Genomic DNA, 15,986 nt, shown 5'->3' with positions numbered 1-15,986 from the left:
TCATCGGGCTGGAGGAGCCATGACGATTGCAGAATTGTGCATTTTCGCCAGCGTAATGCTGTACCTGTTAACGATCGCGCCAGTGAAGTGGATCAGCGTCGACGGCGCCGGGCGCTACGATAATGCGCGCCCCCGTGATCCCGCGTTTTATGCCGGCGGCATCCGCGAGCGGGCGCTGGGCGCCCATCAGAACGGCATCGAGGCGTTCCCGTTCTTTGCCGCCGCCGTGCTGCTGGCCGAGTTCCGCGGCGCGCCGCAGAACCTCATCAACGAGCTCTCGGTGCTGTTCCTGATCGTGCGGACCGCCTATGTGCTCACCTATGTCGGCAACCGTCCCTCGCTGCGCTCGATCCTGTGGGCGATCGGCTTTTTGATCACGGTCGCGATCTTCTTCCTGCCCCTGCTCCGCCATGTCCTGCCGCTTTGAGCGAAGCTGCCGCCGGGCGTGCGACGCGTCACATCCGCGTGCCCGGCCGGATGCTAACCACGACCGCCAAAGACCTCTGTCTGTACGCCGTCTGTTTCCTTTTTGATCCGGCCCGCTACGGCCAGTTGATTGGATTTGGCGGCGAAATTCCCTATAGGGCGGGGTGAATTCGACGGCTGTCGCGGCGCTATGAGGCCGCCAGAGGGATTGTGATGACTGTGACCAACTCGGCCTCCGCGCGTGCGACGCGCGACCCGGGAAATTATCAGACTGCCCTGCAATCGACGGTGCGGGCGGCGGCGGATTGGCTGATCGCCAACCAGAAGCCGGACGGCCATTGGGTCGGCCGCGCCGAGTCCAATGCCTGCATGGAGGCGCAATGGTGCCTCGCGCTGTGGTTCATGGGGCTCGAGGACCATCCGCTGCGCAAGCGCCTGGGCCAGTCGCTGCTCGACAGCCAGCGCCCGGACGGCGCCTGGCAGGTCTATTTCGGCGCCCCCAATGGCGACATCAACGCGACTGTCGAGGCCTATGCCGCGCTCCGCTCGCTGGGCTTCCGCGATGACGAGCCGGCGGTGCGCCGGGCGCGGGAATGGATCGAGGCCAAGGGCGGCCTGCGCAACATCCGCGTCTTCACCCGCTACTGGCTGGCACTGATCGGCGAATGGCCGTGGGAGAAGACGCCGAACATCCCGCCGGAGGTGATCTGGTTTCCGCTCTGGTTTCCGTTCTCGATCTACAATTTCGCGCAATGGGCCCGCGCCACCTTGATGCCGATCGCCGTACTGTCGGCGCGGCGGCCGAGCCGGCCGCTGCCGCCGGAGAACCGCCTCGATGCGCTGTTTCCGCATGGACGGAAGGCGTTCGACTACGAACTGCCGGTCAAGGCCGGCGCCGGCGGCTGGGACAGGTTCTTCCGCGGCGCCGACAAGGTTCTGCACAAGCTGCAGAACCTCGGCAACCGTCTCAATCTCGGCCTGTTCCGCCCGGCGGCCACCAGCCGCGTGCTGGAATGGATGATCCGCCATCAGGATTTCGACGGCGCCTGGGGCGGCATCCAGCCGCCCTGGATCTACGGGCTGATGGCGCTCTATGCCGAAGGCTATCCGCTCAATCATCCCGTGCTCGCAAAGGGCCTCGACGCGCTGAACGATCCCGGCTGGCGCGTCGATGTCGGTGACGCCACCTACATCCAGGCCACCAACAGCCCGGTCTGGGACACGATCCTGACCTTGCTCGCCTTCGACGATGCCGGCGTGCTCGGCGACTATCCCGAGGCCGTCGACAAGGCGGTCGACTGGGTGCTGCAGCGGCAGGTGCGCGTGCCCGGCGACTGGTCGATGAAGCTGCCGCATGTCAAGCCCGGCGGCTGGGCGTTCGAATACGCCAACAACTACTATCCCGACACGGACGACACCGCGGTCGCGCTGATCGCGCTGGCGCCACTGCGCCACGATCCGAAATGGAAGGCCAAAGGGATCGACGAGGCTATCCAGCTCGGTGTCGACTGGCTGATCGGCATGCAGAGCCAGGGCGGCGGCTGGGGCGCGTTCGACAAGGACAACAACCAGAAGATCCTGACCAAGATCCCGTTCTGCGATTATGGCGAGGCGCTCGATCCGCCCTCGGTCGACGTCACCGCCCACATCATCGAGGCGTTCGGCAAGCTCGGCATCTCGCGCAACCATCCGTCGATGGTGCAGGCGCTGGACTATATTCGCCGTGAGCAGGAGCCGAGCGGTCCGTGGTTCGGCCGCTGGGGCGTCAATTACGTCTACGGCACCGGCGCGGTGCTGCCGGCGCTGGCCGCGATCGGCGAGGACATGACCCAGCCCTATATCGGCCGCGCCTGCGACTGGCTGGTTGCCCATCAGCAGGCCGATGGCGGCTGGGGCGAGAGCTGCGCCTCCTACATGGATGTCAGCGCGGTCGGCCGCGGCACCACAACGGCCTCGCAGACCGCCTGGGCGCTGATGGCGCTGCTCGCCGCCAATCGCCCCCAGGACAAGGACGCGATCGAGCGTGGCTGCATGTGGCTGGTCGAGCGCCAGTCGGCCGGCACCTGGGACGAGCCGGAATTCACCGGCACCGGTTTCCCGGGCTACGGCGTCGGCCAGACCATCAAGCTGAACGATCCCGCGCTGTCGCAGCGGCTGATGCAGGGCCCGGAATTGTCCCGCGCCTTCATGCTCCGCTACGGCATGTACCGCCACTACTTCCCGCTGATGGCGCTCGGCCGCGCCCTACGCCCGCAGAGTCATAGCTAGGCGGCGATACTCGCGATCCACCGCCACCGTCATTGCGAGCCATCCCGTCGCGCGCAGCGCGACGGGATGAGCGCAGCAATCCAGAGCCCAAGTGCGCGACTCTGGATTGCTTCGCTTCGCCCACAAAGACGATGGTGGATGCTGCTTGGCCTGTCATTGTCCTGAGCTTCGGATGCACGATCGACAAGCACCACGGTCGTCCCGCCCCCTGGGCAAGATCGCAAGATCGGTCGAGACACGCCCCGCCTGCCTGCGCTTGGGTGCTGTCGCCACGGAGACCAGACGATGACGACGGCGCTTCAGTCCTACCATGCCCGGATGCTGCGGGTGCTGGATCACATCGACCGGCATCTCGACGACGATCTGGACCTGGAGAGGCTGAGCAGCATCGCCGCCTATTCGAAATATCATTTCCACCGGCAGTTCACGGCGACGTTCGGGCTCTCGGTGCATCGCTATGTCCAGCTCGCCCGCATGAAGCGTGCGTCTTACCGGCTCGCCTATGGCGATGACCAGAGCGTCACCGACATCGCGATGGACGCCGGCTACGATGCCCCGGATGCCTTCGCCCGCGCCTTTCGGCAACGGTTCGGGCAGTCGCCGTCTTCGTTCCGGAGAGCACCCGACTGGGAGCCGTGGCTTGCGGCCTTCGGGCCTCTCGACGATGCGAGGAGCAAGCTCATGCAGAAGACCTTCACTTCCGACGACGTGACGATCCGCGAGGTGCCGACCACGCCGGTGGCGATCATGGAGCATCGCGGCGACCCGGCGACGCTCGGCGCCACGATCCAGCGCTTCATCGCCTGGCGGAAAGCCGCCGGCCTGCATCCAAAGACCAACCCGACCTTCAACGTCTGGCGATCCGAGCGGCGCCCCGCCTCACCCGCCGACTACAGCGTGGACCTTTGCGTCGGGACCGACCAGCCGATCGCGGCGGACGGCGAGCCGATCAGGTCCGGCGAGATTCCCGGCGGACGCTGCGCCGTGCTGCGCGTCGTCGGCCACACCGACAATCTCGAGCCCGCCGCGCTCTATCTGTATCGCGACTGGCTTCCGGCCAGCGGCGAGGAAGCCCGTGACTTCCCGATCTATTGCCAGCGACTGAGCTTCTTCCCCGAGGTGCCGGAGCACGAGACGGTGGCGGAGCTGTTCCTGCCGCTGAAGTAGCGCGCGCTGGCCGCAGACGCGGTGCCGTGCGCAAAGCATTCGAGAGCAACACTCTCGACCGTGGATTGCTTCGCTCGCAAATGACGATGTGGCGATGTTTCGTGTGCTGACGCTGCCAAATGTTGTGGATCGACAGCTGCCTCGCCATCCCCCGCTGTCGTCCCAGCCTTGAGCCGGGACCCATAACCACAGAAGCGGCTTGAGGCAGGCGGGCAACGACCAGTTCGCGCATCACGCCCGCCGCAGCGTATGGGTCCCGGGTCGGCGCCACGACCGCGCCAGCGCGCGCTCGTGGCTTGCCCGGGACGACACCATTGGTTTAGCGCGAACTGGACCGCCTCCACCGCTGTCATCACGTGCGCAGGCGGGGCATCCCGTACGCCGAGGCGATTGTGTGGACCAAGGCTGTGAAGCCCGCGCCGCTCAGAAGCAGGTGGCGCGTTCCGCGGCCATGTAACCCAGCAACAAGCCTGCGCCGAACAGCAGGACGAGGCCGGCGGCCCCGAATTCGAGGCCGCGCATGATCAGGGCGCCGCCGCCCTCGCGGCCGGCGCTGAGACGGCGGGCGACGTCCTTGGCGGCGACGGCGATCACGGCGATGGTCGCGACCGTCACCGCCGTGCCCATGCCCATCAGGATCGTGGCGGCGACGCCGGCCCAGAACATGCCCTGCGCCAGCGCGAACACCAGCACCAGGATCGCGCCCGAGCAGGGACGGATGCCGGCGGCGAAGATCGCCTGGAAGCCGCGCTGCCAGCCGCCAGGGCCGGCGAGCTCGCTCGGCGCGGGCCCGTGGGAATGACCGCAGCCGCAATCGTCGCCATGGACGTGATCGTGATGGACGTGATGGTGGTGGACATGAGCCTGCGCCACCGTCTGCGCATGATCGTGATGATGATGCCCGTGGTGATCGTGGCCATGATGATCATGACCATGATGATCATGCCCGTGACGATCATGAAGATGCGCGCGATGCTGGTGATCATGCGCGTGGCCATGGTCATGGGCATGCGCCACGGCAGCAGCGGGTGCGCCGGCCAGCGCGAGCGCGGGGGCCGGCGGCTGCCAGGTGCGCAGGAACGCGGCGCCCTTGACCCAGACCAGACGGGCGCCGAGCAGCGCGATCAGGCCGTAGCTGGCGATCTCCACCACCTTCTCGGCGCTGCACATGGTGGCCGCGGTGGCGTTGAGCAGGACAGCACCGATCCCGACGATCGCGACAGCGACCAGCGCCTGCATCAGGCCCGAGGCGAATGAGAGCACGATGCCGCGCCTGGCCGTCTCCTGATTGGCGACGAGATAGGACGCGATCACCGCCTTGCCGTGGCCGGGCCCGGCCGCATGAAAGATGCCGTAGGCAAACGAGATCGCCAGCAGCCACCACACCGCCGAACCGTCTTGCTTGGCGGAGCGGATCGCTCCCGACATCTGCCGATAGAACTCCGACTGCTTGGCCAGCAGCCAGCCGACGATGCCGCCGACCTGTGGCTCGCCCGCCGGCGCGCCGAAGGGGGACTTGGCGAACAGCGCATGCGAGGCGGCGTCGGCGGCCAAGAGCACTGACAAGAGCACTGACAGGAGCGCGGCGCAGGTCAGGAGCGGTCGGGCGTAGCTGGGGCGAGGTGTCATTGACATTCCACTGAGATCTTGTTGGCGAAGTTCATTCCGAAATTGGCGTTCGCCCCGCCGCTCAGGAATGTCTGTTCGTTCATCGTCTGCGCGACGGAACCGCCGTCGCTCGGCCGGACCAGGCCGAGCTTGCAGCCGCTCGGCGCGCTCACCAGTTTGACGGGATCCTTCTCCGCCATCTGGAAATCGATGAAATAGCTGGGATCGTACACCTCGACCTGGAGCTGCTTCGGCTTCACCGGCGCCTTCAGCGGCAAGGTGAAGTGCAGGGTCAGCTTGGTGTCCTTGTATTCGAGGTAGTAGTCGACGGGGTCTTCGAGCTTCTGCTTGCGGCCGTCGGCCTTGATGAACGTGAAGTAGGCATATTCCTTCAGCGACTCGGCGTTGGTCTGCGCCAGCGGCGCCAGCTCCTCGCGGGTGTAGACGCCCTTCTGCTTGGTCTCGAGGCCCTGCAGCGCATAGGTCGCGAACATGTCGTCGAACGTCCAGGCGTGCCGCACGCCGGTCACCGCACCGTCGGCGGCATAAAGCAGCTCGCTGGTCGCGGTGACCCAGACATGCGGATGCGCTTGGGCCGCGCTTGCGCCCACCACGAGCGCAACCACGGCGAGCAGTCTCCGAACAACCACCATCACCTCCTGCCGCCTCTCTCAAGCCGCCTTGGGAACGTCGAGCAGGCCGCGCCGGCGCAGCAGCGCATCCGGCTCGGGCTCCCGGCCGCGGAAGGCGACATAGGCCGCTTCCGGATCGACTGAGCCGCCCGACGAATAGACATTGTCGTGGAGCCGCTTGGCGACCGCGGGGTCGAAGATGTTGCCGGCGTCCTCGAAGGCACCGAAGGCATCCGCATCCATCACCTCCGACCACATGTAGCTGTAATAGCCCGCCGCATAATGGTCTCCCGAGAAGATGTGGCCGAATTGGGTCGGCCGGTGGCGCAACGCGATCTCCTTGGGCATGCCGATCTTCTCCAGCTCGGCCTGCTCGAAGGCGCGCACATCCTTCGAGGCCGCCGCGGGCTGGGTGTGGAACTCCAAATCGATCAGGGCCGAGGAGACGAACTCGACAGTGGCAAAGCCCTGGTTGAAGCGACGCGCCGCCAGGAAGCGGTCGAGCAGGTCCTGCGGCAGCGGCTCGCCGGTCTGGTAATGGCGCGCGAAGGTCTGCAGCACCTCGGGGCGCTCCTGCCAGTGCTCGTAGAGCTGCGACGGCAGCTCGACGAAATCCGTGAAGACCGCGGTGCCCGACAGCGAAGGATAAGTGACGTTGGAGAGGATGCCGTGCAGGCCGTGGCCGAACTCGTGGAACAGGGTGCGGGCTTCGTCCGGCGACAGCAGCGACGGCTGGCCGTCGGCGCCCTTGGCGAAGTTGCAGACGTTGATGATCAAGGGCGCAATGTCGCCGTCGAGCTTCTGCTGGTCGCGCAGCGAGGTCATCCAGGCGCCGGAGCGCTTCGACGGCCGGGCGAAGTAGTCGCCATAGAACAGCGCCTTGTGGCTGCCATCGGCCGCCTTGATCTCCCAGACCCGCACGTCCGGGTGCCAGACCGGGATGTCGCTGCGCTCGGCAAAGGTGATGCCGAACAGCCGCGTGGCGCAGTCGAAGGCGGCCGCGATCATGTTGTCGAGCGACAAATAGGGCTTGATCGCCGCGTCGTCGAAGTTCGCCTTCGCCTGGCGCAGCTTCTCGGCATAATAGCGCCAGTCCCAGGCCTCGAGCTTGAAGTTGCCGCCCTCGGCCGTGATCATCTCCTGCAGCTGGTCGCGGTCGGCCAGCGCCTTGGCGCGGGCCGGCTTCCAGACCCGCTCCAGCAGGCCGCGCACGGCCTCCGGCGTCTTCGCCATCGAGTCCTCCAGCCGATAGGCGGCGAAGTTCGGAAAGCCCATGATCTTGGCGGCTTCCTCGCGCAGCGCCAGGATCTCACCGATGACGGCGTTGTTGTCGTTGGAATTGCCGTTGTCGCCGCGGGCAGTGAACGCTTTGAACACCTTCTCGCGCAGGTCGCGGCGCGCCGAGCTCTGCAGGAAGGGCTCGACCGAGGAGCGCGACAGGGTCACGATCGCCTTGCCTGGCATGCCGCGCTCCTCCGCCGCAGCCTTGGCGGCCGCGATGAAGCTCTCGGAGAGGCCGGCGCGGTCGTCCTCACCGAGCTCCAGGAACCAGTCCTGCTCGTCGCCGAGGACGTGATGGCTGAAGGAGGTGCCGAGCTGGGCGAGCTGCTCGTTGATTTCGGCCATGCGCGCCTTGGCCTCGTCGTTCAGGCCGGCGCCGGCGCGGCGGAAGCGGGTGTAGGTGCGCTCGAGCAGCCGCTGCTCCTCGCTCGTCAGCGTCAGCGTCTTGCGGTTGTCGTAGAGCAGCGCGATGCGGCCAAACAGCACAGCGTTCATCATGATCGGGTTCCAGTGCCGCGCCATCCGCAGCGACACCTCCTTGTCGATCTCCAGGATCGCCGGGTTGGAATGCGCCGAAACGAGGTCGTAGAACACGGCCGCGACCTTCGACAGCAGCTTGCCCGAGCGCTCCAGTGCCGTGATGGTGTTGGCGAAGTCCGGCTCCGCGGGATCGTGGGTCATCGCGGTGATTTCGGCGGTATGATCGGCAAAGGCGCGCTCGAAGGCCGGCAAGAAGTGCTCGGGCCTGATCGCGTCGAAGGGTGGTGTCTGGTGCGGAGTCTCCCAGGCCATCAACAGCGGGTTGGTCTGAGCGTCGATCACAGCGGCGGTGTCTGACATCGGCTGGGGTCCATCCTCTCCCGGAAGTGCGATGCACCCTCATATCATGGAGCCGGTCCTTTTTGGGTCATTTCCCCTTGAAGGGCCGGGCCATTTCGGAGAGATTGCGGCCCCCGAGAGGACCCTGGACCATGAGCGCAGAGACCACTTCCAAAGCCGGCCGCCAGATCGCCTGGCAGAGCGTGATCACCGTCATCTCGGCGGCGATCCTGATCGGCGCCGAAGTGTTCGGTGCGGCTTTCGCTGGCGGCTGGGCGCTCGCGATTCTGTTCGGGCTCGGCGACACCGGCGCGCACATTCTGCAGGCGCTTCTGTTCGCCATCGGCGTGTTCGTGATGATCGGCTTCATCCGCGGTGCACAGCGCGTCGAGCCCTTCACGAAGCGCGCGTGAGTTGCACGAAACCCCTGTTCTGCAAGCGTGAACGCGTTACGAAAGTTTAAGCTCGCTTAACGCGCGTTCAGCAATCGGCCCTGCGTCCATGTCGCGTAAGCACACATTAGGGAAATCTATCCCGACGCTGAAAAATTCCTTGCGAACGAAATTCAAAACGCTTATTTCCGCTTCTGCCCAATTTCGCACGTGCCTGTGGTCGTGTGTCAGTCGGTAGGTATCCGGACAAGAGGCCGGACAGCCGCCAAGGGATGAGGAACCGAGGGGCCCTCGGATCGTTGCGATCAAGATCAGTTCGGTCGAGATCGTCATGCTCCAAGAGCCCAGCATCTCTCTCAAGAGATGCCGCTGAAGGTCACCTCCTCTTTTGCAACCGTGACTGGCAGCCGGAGGCGAACCGGCGCACCCCGCTCTCAACGGGGGACGCGACTTAAAGCAACGACGGATCGGGCTTTTTTGGTCTCTACCGGCAGTCCAACGCCGGCGCGGGCTACTGAAAAGGCTTGTCCTTCATTGCCAGGTGTGCGGGCGGGAAATTCCCAACCAATCCACGGCAGCACAATTCGGCTACGGGTTCGAGGTTTTGTCGCCTTTCCATCGGGCGGCAGGGCCAAGGCACCCGTGTCGGGATCATTTTGAACGGGCCACGTCGCAAACGGGCCGTTTGGAGGGTGCTATGACCGAACGTATCCGGGAATTCCTGCGCAACCGCCGCGAGGAAGGTCTGGACCACGAGCCCTGTCTCGTTGTCGATCTCGATGTCGTGCGCGACAACTACATGAACTTCGCCAAGGCGCTGCCGGACAGCCGTGTGTTCTACGCGGTCAAGGCCAACCCGGCGCCGGAAGTGCTGTCGCTGCTCGCCTCGCTCGGCTCCTCCTTCGACACGGCGACCGTTGCCGAGATCGAGATGGCGCTGGCCGCGGGCGCGACGCCGGACCGCATCTCCTATGGCAACACCATCAAGAAGGAGCGGGATATCGCGCGCGCCTATGCGCTCGGCATTCGGCTGTTCGCGGTCGACTGCGCCGCCGAGGTGGAGAAGATTTCGCGCGCCGCGCCGGGCGCGAAGGTGTTCTGCCGCATCCTGTACGATTGCGCCGGCGCCGAGTGGCCGCTGTCGCGCAAGTTCGGCTGCGATCCGGAGATGGCGGTCGAGGTGCTGGACCTGGCGAAGCGCCTGGGCCTGGAGCCGTGCGGCATCTCGTTCCATGTCGGCTCGCAGCAGCGCAAGGTGAAGGCGTGGGACCGCGCGCTGGCGATGGCCTCGACGGTATTCCGCGACTGCGCCGAACGCGGCATCAATCTCTCGATGGTCAACATGGGCGGGGGCTTCCCGACCAAGTACCTGAAGGACGTGCCGCCGGTCGTGCAGTACGGCCGTTCGATCTTCCGTGCGCTGCGCAAGCATTTCGGCAACCAGATCCCGGAGACGATCATCGAGCCGGGCCGCGGCATGGTCGGCAATGCTGGGATTATCGAGTCGGAAGTGGTGCTGATCTCGAGGAAGAGCGACGAGGACGAGCTGCGCTGGGTCTATCTCGACATCGGCAAGTTCGGCGGTCTCGCCGAGACGATGGACGAGTCGATCCGCTACGCCATCCGCACCCCGCATGACGGCGCGGACATGACCCCGTGCGTGCTCGCCGGCCCGACCTGCGATTCGGCCGACGTGATGTACGAGAAGCTGCCGTATCCGTTGCCGGTGACGCTCTCGATCGGTGACAAGGTGCTGATCGAAGGGACCGGTGCCTATACGTCGACCTACTCGTCGGTGGCCTTCAACGGCATCCCCCCGCTGAAGACCTATCACATCTGATCTGGTCACATCTGATCTGGCTGCCTTCGCCACCCGCGCGCGGGTGAGACGAAGCGAGCTTCGGGCGGGCTTCCCCCACCCCGACCCTCCCCCGCAAGCGGGGGAGGGAGCGAGAGATCATCACCTTCAACCTGACATCACGTGCTTGCGCGCGGGCTCACGCCCGGCGGCGCGGGCCGGGGACTGACGTGCCATGACCGCTTTTCGCTCTCCGACGACTGCGCCGAATCGGGCTGCCGCTGCGTTCGTGATCCGCAGCGAGCGTGCCTCCGACGTCGTGGCGCGCGAGGCGCTGCTGGATGCCTGCTTTGGCGACAATCGCCATGAGCGCACCTGCCAGCGCCTGCGCGACGGACGCGCGCCCGCAGCAGGCCTCGCTTTGTCGGCGATGCGCGGCGGCGTCCTGGTGGGAACGCTGCGGTTGTGGCACGTCAGCGCCGGCGGACGCGATGCGCTGATGCTCGGGCCGCTGGCGGTGGCGGCCGAGGCGCGCAGCCTGGGCGTCGGCGCGGCGCTGATGAACGCCGCGCTGATGATCGCGGCCTCACGCGGCCATGGCGCCGTGGTCCTGCTCGGCGATGCGCCCTACTACGCCCGCTTCGGCTTCGACGCGGCCAAGGCGGCCGAGCTCGAATTGCCCGGCGCGTTCGAGCGCGCCCGCCTGCTCGGCCTCGAACTGGTCGAGGGTGCGCTGGACGGCGCGGTCGGCATGATCGTCGCCACCGGAGCTCCTGAGCGGAAAGCCCGCCGCAGCCGCAAGGAGCGGCTGGTCCCATGCGCGGCGTGACCGCCCGCGACGGGCGGGCGCCGCGGCGGCGGACGATGTTGCCGACGATCGTCCTGATCCTGCTCGGGATCATGATCGTCCGCGACATCGTGGTGCGACGCTGGTCCAGCAGTCCCCCCGCCGGACCGGACGTCACCCGGCTGCGTTAGGCATTCCGGCAACGGCCGCCCGGCCCGCCCCGCCAGGGGTTGCGCAGGTGCAGCAAAAGCTCTTAAACCCCGACAAATTCCCCCACGAGGTCCGCCATGTCCCGTCGTCTGATCTCTACCGGATCACCGTTCGAGAAGACCGCCGGCTACAGCCGCGCGGTGGTCGATGGCGACTTCGCCTTCGTCGCCGGCACCACCGGTTATGACTACAGCACGATGACGATGCCGGCCGATGTCACGAGCCAGTCACGCAACTGCTTCAAGACCATCGCGGCCGCCTTGCAGGAGGCCGGATTCGAGATGGCCGACATCGTCCGCGCGACTTACTACCTGACCGACGTCAATGATGCCGATGCCCATTTCGCGGTCTGCGGCGAGGTCCTCGGCGACATCCGGCCGGCCGCCACGATGGTGGTCGTCGCAGCGCTGCTGAAGCCGGAGATGAAGGTCGAGATCGAAATCACCGCCAAACGGCGCAGCAGCTGACGGCGGTGCGCTGCCTGAATCCATCCATCCTACGCACCTTCCGCGGAGAAACCATTCATGAGCTCGCAGATCCACGCGAAGATCACCGGCCCCATCGTGATGATCGGCTTCGGCTCGATCGGCAAGGGCACCCTGCCCCTGATCGAACGCCATTTCGAGTACGACAAGAGCCGGTTCGTCATCATCGATCCGCATGACGACGGCGCGCTGGCGAAGCAGCACGGCGTGCGCTTCATCCAGCAGGGCGTGACGCGCGACAATTACCGCGAGCTGCTGGTGCCGCTGCTGACAGCAGGCGGCGGCCAGGGCTTCTGCGTCAACCTCTCGGTCGACACCTCCTCGGTCGACATCATGACCCTGTGCCGCGAGATCGGCGCGCTCTATATCGACACCGTCGTCGAGCCGTGGGCCGGCTTCTATTTCGACAAGCAGATGGGCGTCGAGCAGCGCTCCAACTACGCGCTGCGCGAGACGCTGCTCGCCGCGCGCCGCAAGAGCCCGGGCGGCACCACTGCCGTCTCGACCTGCGGCGCCAATCCCGGCATGGTGTCCTGGTTCGTCAAGCAGGCGCTGCTCGATATCGCCAAGGATACCAAGACCGAGATCGTCGAGCCGAAGAGCCGCGAGGGCTGGGCGCAGCTGATGCACAAGCTCGGCGTCAAGGGCATCCACATCGCCGAGCGCGACACCCAGCGCTCCAAGAACCCGAAGCCGATGGACGTGTTCGTCAACACCTGGTCGGTCGAGGGCTTCGTCTCCGAGGGCATGCAGCCGGCCGAGCTCGGCTGGGGCACGCATGAAAAGTGGATGCCGGACAACGGCCGCTGCCACACCGAGGGCTGTGGCGCAGCCATCTATCTGTTGCAGCCGGGCGCCAACACCCGCGTCCGCTCCTGGTGCCCGACGCCGGGCGCGCAATATGGCTTCCTGGTCACCCACAACGAGTCGATCTCGATCGCCGACTATTACACCGTGCGCGACGGTGACAAGGTGGTGTACCGGCCGACCTGCCATTACGCCTATCACCCGGCCAATGACGCGGTGCTGTCGCTGCACGAGATCTTCGGCGCCACCGGCAAGATGCAGCAGAAGTGGCACATCCTCGACGAGAACGAGATCGTCGACGGCATCGACGAGCTCGGCGTGCTGCTCTATGGCCATGGCAAGAACGCCTATTGGTACGGCTCGCAGCTGTCGATCGAGGAAACCCGCCGCATCGCGCCGTACCAGAACGCGACCGGCCTGCAGGTGTCGTCAGCCGTGCTCGCGGGCATGGTGTGGGCGCTGGAAAATCCGACCGCCGGCATCGTCGAAGCCGACGAGATGGACTTCCGCCGCTGCCTCGAGATCCAGACGCCCTATCTCGGGCCGGTGAAGGGCTACTACACGGACTGGACCCCGCTGAACGACCGCCCCGGCCTGTTCCCGGAAGACATCGACACTTCGGATCCGTGGCAGTTCCGGAACATCCTGGTGCGGTGACTTAGTCTAAGGCCACACCCTTTACTCATGGCCGGGCTTGACCCGGCCATCCACGAGGCCGCGCAGAAGCAAGACGTGGATGCCCTGGGTCAAGCCCGGGCATGACGACGTTGAGGTCGAGAGCGACCTGTCGAGCACTCATCTCGCAGCGGCCAACTACTTCCGCTCCATCGTCGGCGCGACCTTCTCCGCTGGCGCGGGCGGCAGCGCAGGCTTGGCGCCTTCCTTTTGCGCTTCGACATCGGGGCGCGCGGGCTCTGGCGCCGGCGTGGTCGGGCGCGTGCCGCCGGGCTTGGACTCGGCCGGTGTCGCCGAGGGTTCAGGCGTCGCCTGGGCCATCTGGTCGAGATGATAGGCCTTGATCTCAGTCAGGGAGATGATCGCCACGACCGCACCCAGGCCGAGCAGGCCGGCTGCGAGCAGCAGGTCTCTGCGCAACGTCCGTTTGCTGTTGATCGGGGCCATCTTCTGTCCTCCGCACCCTATGATGCGGGGAACAACGGCCAGAGCGGAGCGGGGTTCCGTTGGGGCCTGCGCCCCAATGCCCCATCAGAGTCGCAGCAATCCGGCTTCGCCGCTCTCGTCGGAGAACGCCAGCCAGGTTCCGGCCGCATTCCAGCCCAGCGCCGCGATCGGCGGCGTCTCGTTCCGCCGCACCAGGATCTCGGCACCGTCCTGCATTCGCACCATCAGCACGGTGCCGTCCTCATAGCCGCAGGCGAGAATGTCCTGCTTGGGATGACACGCGACCGCGGTGACCTTGGCCTTCATCGGCGCCAGCATCGCCGGCTCCTTGCCCATCGGGCCGTCCTTGCCGACGAACGGCCACAGGATGACCACGTCGGCCCCGGAGGTCGCGAGAAAGCGGCCGCCGCTGCCCCAGGACATCGACTTCACCCGCGACGGATAGCCGGTCATGCGCATATGGCGGCTGTCCGCGAGCCGCCAGCCATGCAGCGCCGGCTCGTGCATCGCCGTGACCAGGAATTTGTTGTCCGGGCTGAAGGTGACGGCGTGGTGCGAGCCGGCCCAGCCGAGAAATTCCGGCTCGCCCGCCATGTTGGGAAACCACAGCGTGGCACCGTTGTAATGCGCGATCGCGAGCCGCAGGCCCTTCGGCGCGAAGGCCAACCCGCCCGCGGTCGAGGGCACCTCGAGTGACTTCTCCTCGCCCTTCGGCGCACGCACGAACGCGGTCTTGCCGACCGACCAGGCGATCGCGCCATCGGGATGAACCGCGACATTGTCGATCCAGCGACGCTTCGGATCGGTGGCGAGCACGCTCACGGTGCCGGCCTTGTCGAGCGCGGTGACCTTGCCGTCATCGCCGCCGATCAGGATGCGCGACCCGTCCGACACCGCCGACAGGATGCCGCCGCCTGTGACGTCGACCTTGCTGATCTCGCCCTCGCTATCGACGACAGCGATAGTCTCCTCGGTGCCGACGAAGGCGGCGCGATCGCCGAGATAATGCACGGCCGTCACGGCCATGCCGAGCGAGACCGGCTTCACCTTGTCGGTGACGGACACGATGGATGCGGCCTCGCCGCCCTGATCGAACGAGCTCATCAGGATACGATGCAGCGCTCGAAGCCTTCGCGGATGGCGTCTTCCGGCAGCTCACGGCCGATGAAGACGACACGGCTCTGGCGGACCTCGTCCGGCTTCCACTTCCGCTGATGATCGCCTTCCAGCATCATGTGCACGCCCTGGAAGACGTAGCGGTCGTCATCGTCCTGGAACGCCAGTATGCCCTTGGAGCGCAGGATCTTGCCGCCCTCGATCTGCACCAGGTTCTGCAGCCAGGGCATGAATTTCGACGGATCGAGCGGCTTGTCGGAGCGCAGCGACAGCGACTGCATCTCCTCATCATGATAGTGCTTCAGGCCGTGATCATGATGGTGGTGATGATCATGGCCGTGGTCGTGATCATGGTGATGATCGTGATCGTCGCCGGCGTTGAGGAATTCCGGCTCGATCTCGAGGATGCGGTCGAGATCGAACGCGCCGCGCTCCAGCACGTCCGAGATCGCGATCTGGCAGCGCTCGGTGCGATGCAGCCTTGCATAGGGGTTGATGGCGCGGATGCGCGCCTCGACCTCTGCCAACTCCGGCTTGGTGACGAGGTCGGTCTTGTTGAGCACGATGACGTCGGCGAAGGCGATCTGGTTCTTGGCCTCGGGCGCATCCTTGAGCCGGTCCGACAGCCATTTCGCATCGGCGACCGTCACGACAGCATCAAGCCGCGCGTTCTTCTGCACGTCCTCGTCGACGAAGAAGGTCTGCGCGACCGGCGCCGGATCGGCGAGGCCCGTGGTCTCGACGATGATGGCGTCGAACTTGCCCTTGCGCCGCATCAGGCCCGAGATGATGCGCACGAGATCGCCGCGCACGGTGCAGCAGATGCAGCCATTGTTCATCTCGAACACTTCCTCGTCGGCGCCGACGATGAGGTCGTTGTCGATGCCGATCTCGCCGAATTCGTTGACGATGACGGCGTATTTCTTGCCGTGGTCTTCCGAGAGGATGCGGTTCAAAAGCGTGGTCTTGCCGGCCCCGAGATAGCCGGTCAGGACCGTCACTGGAATCTTGCTCGCGTCGGACATGCTCACTCCGAAAACTAAGATCGCCGTCGAATGGATCGCCGCC

15 protein-coding genes are annotated in these 15,986 nt (G+C 65.9%); 9 read left to right on the top strand and 6 right to left on the bottom strand.

Features of this window, described 5'->3' with window-relative positions; genetic code table 11:
• Positions 1–19 precede the first annotated feature (19 nt).
• From HL671_RS18080 to HL671_RS18070, 3 genes are all read left to right on the top strand, one after another.
• Positions 20–427, top strand: coding sequence for an MAPEG family protein (locus HL671_RS18080; RefSeq protein ID WP_012041633.1), 408 nt, complete (start codon positions 20–22; stop codon positions 425–427).
• A 212-nt stretch (positions 428–639) separates the two neighbouring features.
• The gene (gene shc / locus HL671_RS18075) at positions 640–2,694 is read left to right on the top strand and encodes a squalene--hopene cyclase (protein WP_172237220.1); all 2,055 of its coding nucleotides are present in this window, start codon (positions 640–642) and stop codon (positions 2,692–2,694) included.
• A 285-nt stretch (positions 2,695–2,979) separates the two neighbouring features.
• Complete coding sequence (locus tag HL671_RS18070) at positions 2,980–3,861, top strand: AraC family transcriptional regulator (protein ID WP_012041631.1); 882 nt, start codon at positions 2,980–2,982, stop codon at positions 3,859–3,861.
• Between the two features lie 423 nt (positions 3,862–4,284).
• On the opposite strand, the gene HL671_RS18065 is transcribed toward HL671_RS18070, so the two are convergent.
• The 3 genes from HL671_RS18065 to HL671_RS18055 are packed head-to-tail and all read right to left on the bottom strand — an operon-like array spanning position 4,285 to position 8,222.
• On the bottom strand, positions 4,285–5,490 hold the full coding sequence (locus tag HL671_RS18065; protein ID WP_172237218.1) for a nickel/cobalt transporter: 1,206 nt from the start codon (positions 5,488–5,490) through the stop codon (positions 4,285–4,287).
• Entirely contained in the window at positions 5,487–6,122 is a 636-nt protein-coding gene (locus tag HL671_RS18060) for a DUF1007 family protein (protein ID WP_012041629.1), read from the bottom strand. The genes HL671_RS18065 and HL671_RS18060 overlap by 4 nt, the downstream gene beginning before the upstream one ends.
• An 18-nt stretch (positions 6,123–6,140) precedes the next feature.
• Positions 6,141–8,222, bottom strand: coding sequence for a M3 family metallopeptidase (locus tag HL671_RS18055; protein WP_172237216.1), 2,082 nt, complete (start codon positions 8,220–8,222; stop codon positions 6,141–6,143).
• Between the two features lie 131 nt (positions 8,223–8,353).
• Between HL671_RS18055 and HL671_RS18050 the strand changes: the two genes are divergently transcribed.
• The 6 genes from HL671_RS18050 (at position 8,354) to HL671_RS18025 (ending at position 13,337) form a co-directional block, all read left to right on the top strand.
• Positions 8,354–8,614: a hypothetical protein gene (locus HL671_RS18050; RefSeq protein ID WP_172237214.1), complete on the top strand. Its 261-nt coding sequence runs from the start codon at positions 8,354–8,356 to the stop codon at positions 8,612–8,614.
• A gap of 676 nt (positions 8,615–9,290) precedes the next feature.
• Complete coding sequence (locus tag HL671_RS18045; protein WP_012041626.1) at positions 9,291–10,433, top strand: type III PLP-dependent enzyme; 1,143 nt, start codon at positions 9,291–9,293, stop codon at positions 10,431–10,433.
• 193 nt (positions 10,434–10,626) lie between these two features.
• Entirely contained in the window at positions 10,627–11,220 is a 594-nt protein-coding gene (locus tag HL671_RS18040) for a GNAT family N-acetyltransferase (protein ID WP_172237212.1), read from the top strand.
• On the top strand, positions 11,208–11,369 hold the full coding sequence (locus HL671_RS18035) for a hypothetical protein (protein WP_168167873.1): 162 nt from the start codon (positions 11,208–11,210) through the stop codon (positions 11,367–11,369). Before HL671_RS18040 ends, HL671_RS18035 begins: the two co-directional genes overlap by 13 nt.
• A 96-nt stretch (positions 11,370–11,465) precedes the next feature.
• Complete coding sequence (locus tag HL671_RS18030; RefSeq protein WP_012041624.1) at positions 11,466–11,855, top strand: RidA family protein; 390 nt, start codon at positions 11,466–11,468, stop codon at positions 11,853–11,855.
• Positions 11,856–11,912: 57 nt separating this feature from the next.
• Positions 11,913–13,337, top strand: a complete 1,425-nt coding sequence (locus HL671_RS18025) for a homospermidine synthase (protein ID WP_012041623.1) — start codon at positions 11,913–11,915, stop codon at positions 13,335–13,337.
• 156 nt (positions 13,338–13,493) lie between these two features.
• Here the strand turns inward: HL671_RS18025 and HL671_RS18020 are convergent, their stop codons facing one another.
• The 3 genes from HL671_RS18020 to HL671_RS18010 all read right to left on the bottom strand — a co-directional run bounded on the left by HL671_RS18020 (position 13,494) and on the right by HL671_RS18010 (position 15,943).
• Positions 13,494–13,802, bottom strand: a complete 309-nt coding sequence (locus tag HL671_RS18020; RefSeq protein WP_172237210.1) for a hypothetical protein — start codon at positions 13,800–13,802, stop codon at positions 13,494–13,496.
• Between the two features lie 84 nt (positions 13,803–13,886).
• The gene (locus HL671_RS18015) at positions 13,887–14,906 is read right to left on the bottom strand and encodes a WD40 repeat domain-containing protein (RefSeq protein ID WP_172237208.1); all 1,020 of its coding nucleotides are present in this window, start codon (positions 14,904–14,906) and stop codon (positions 13,887–13,889) included.
• The gene (locus tag HL671_RS18010; protein ID WP_012041620.1) at positions 14,906–15,943 is read right to left on the bottom strand and encodes a CobW family GTP-binding protein; all 1,038 of its coding nucleotides are present in this window, start codon (positions 15,941–15,943) and stop codon (positions 14,906–14,908) included. The genes HL671_RS18015 and HL671_RS18010 overlap by 1 nt, the downstream gene beginning before the upstream one ends.
• Positions 15,944–15,986: the final 43 nt, after the last annotated feature.

Origin of the sequence: Bradyrhizobium denitrificans, from assembly GCF_013179005.1 — a bacterium.
GTDB lineage: Bacteria > Pseudomonadota > Alphaproteobacteria > Rhizobiales > Xanthobacteraceae > Bradyrhizobium > Bradyrhizobium denitrificans.
This window is presented reverse-complemented; position numbering and strand designations above follow the sequence as displayed.

Bases quoted from the DNA above. Each gene is read 5' to 3' on its own strand.
- HL671_RS18045 (WP_012041626.1), top strand. From the start codon at position 9,291: ATGACCGAACGTATCCGGGAATTCCTGCGCAACCGCCGCGAGGAAGGT.
- HL671_RS18050 (WP_172237214.1), top strand. From the start codon at position 8,354: ATGAGCGCAGAGACCACTTCCAAAGCCGGCCGCCAGATCGCCTGGCAG.
- HL671_RS18010 (WP_012041620.1), bottom strand. From the start codon at position 15,943: ATGTCCGACGCGAGCAAGATTCCAGTGACGGTCCTGACCGGCTATCTC.
- HL671_RS18055 (WP_172237216.1), bottom strand. From the start codon at position 8,222: ATGTCAGACACCGCCGCTGTGATCGACGCTCAGACCAACCCGCTGTTG.
- HL671_RS18070 (WP_012041631.1), top strand. From the start codon at position 2,980: ATGACGACGGCGCTTCAGTCCTACCATGCCCGGATGCTGCGGGTGCTG.
- HL671_RS18060 (WP_012041629.1), bottom strand. From the start codon at position 6,122: ATGGTGGTTGTTCGGAGACTGCTCGCCGTGGTTGCGCTCGTGGTGGGC.
- HL671_RS18080 (WP_012041633.1), top strand. From the start codon at position 20: ATGACGATTGCAGAATTGTGCATTTTCGCCAGCGTAATGCTGTACCTG.
- HL671_RS18040 (WP_172237212.1), top strand. From the start codon at position 10,627: ATGACCGCTTTTCGCTCTCCGACGACTGCGCCGAATCGGGCTGCCGCT.
- HL671_RS18025 (WP_012041623.1), top strand. From the start codon at position 11,913: ATGAGCTCGCAGATCCACGCGAAGATCACCGGCCCCATCGTGATGATC.
- HL671_RS18035 (WP_168167873.1), top strand. From the start codon at position 11,208: ATGCGCGGCGTGACCGCCCGCGACGGGCGGGCGCCGCGGCGGCGGACG.
- HL671_RS18020 (WP_172237210.1), bottom strand. From the start codon at position 13,802: ATGGCCCCGATCAACAGCAAACGGACGTTGCGCAGAGACCTGCTGCTC.
- HL671_RS18015 (WP_172237208.1), bottom strand. From the start codon at position 14,906: ATGAGCTCGTTCGATCAGGGCGGCGAGGCCGCATCCATCGTGTCCGTC.
- HL671_RS18030 (WP_012041624.1), top strand. From the start codon at position 11,466: ATGTCCCGTCGTCTGATCTCTACCGGATCACCGTTCGAGAAGACCGCC.
- HL671_RS18065 (WP_172237218.1), bottom strand. From the start codon at position 5,490: ATGACACCTCGCCCCAGCTACGCCCGACCGCTCCTGACCTGCGCCGCG.
- shc (WP_172237220.1), top strand. From the start codon at position 640: ATGACTGTGACCAACTCGGCCTCCGCGCGTGCGACGCGCGACCCGGGA.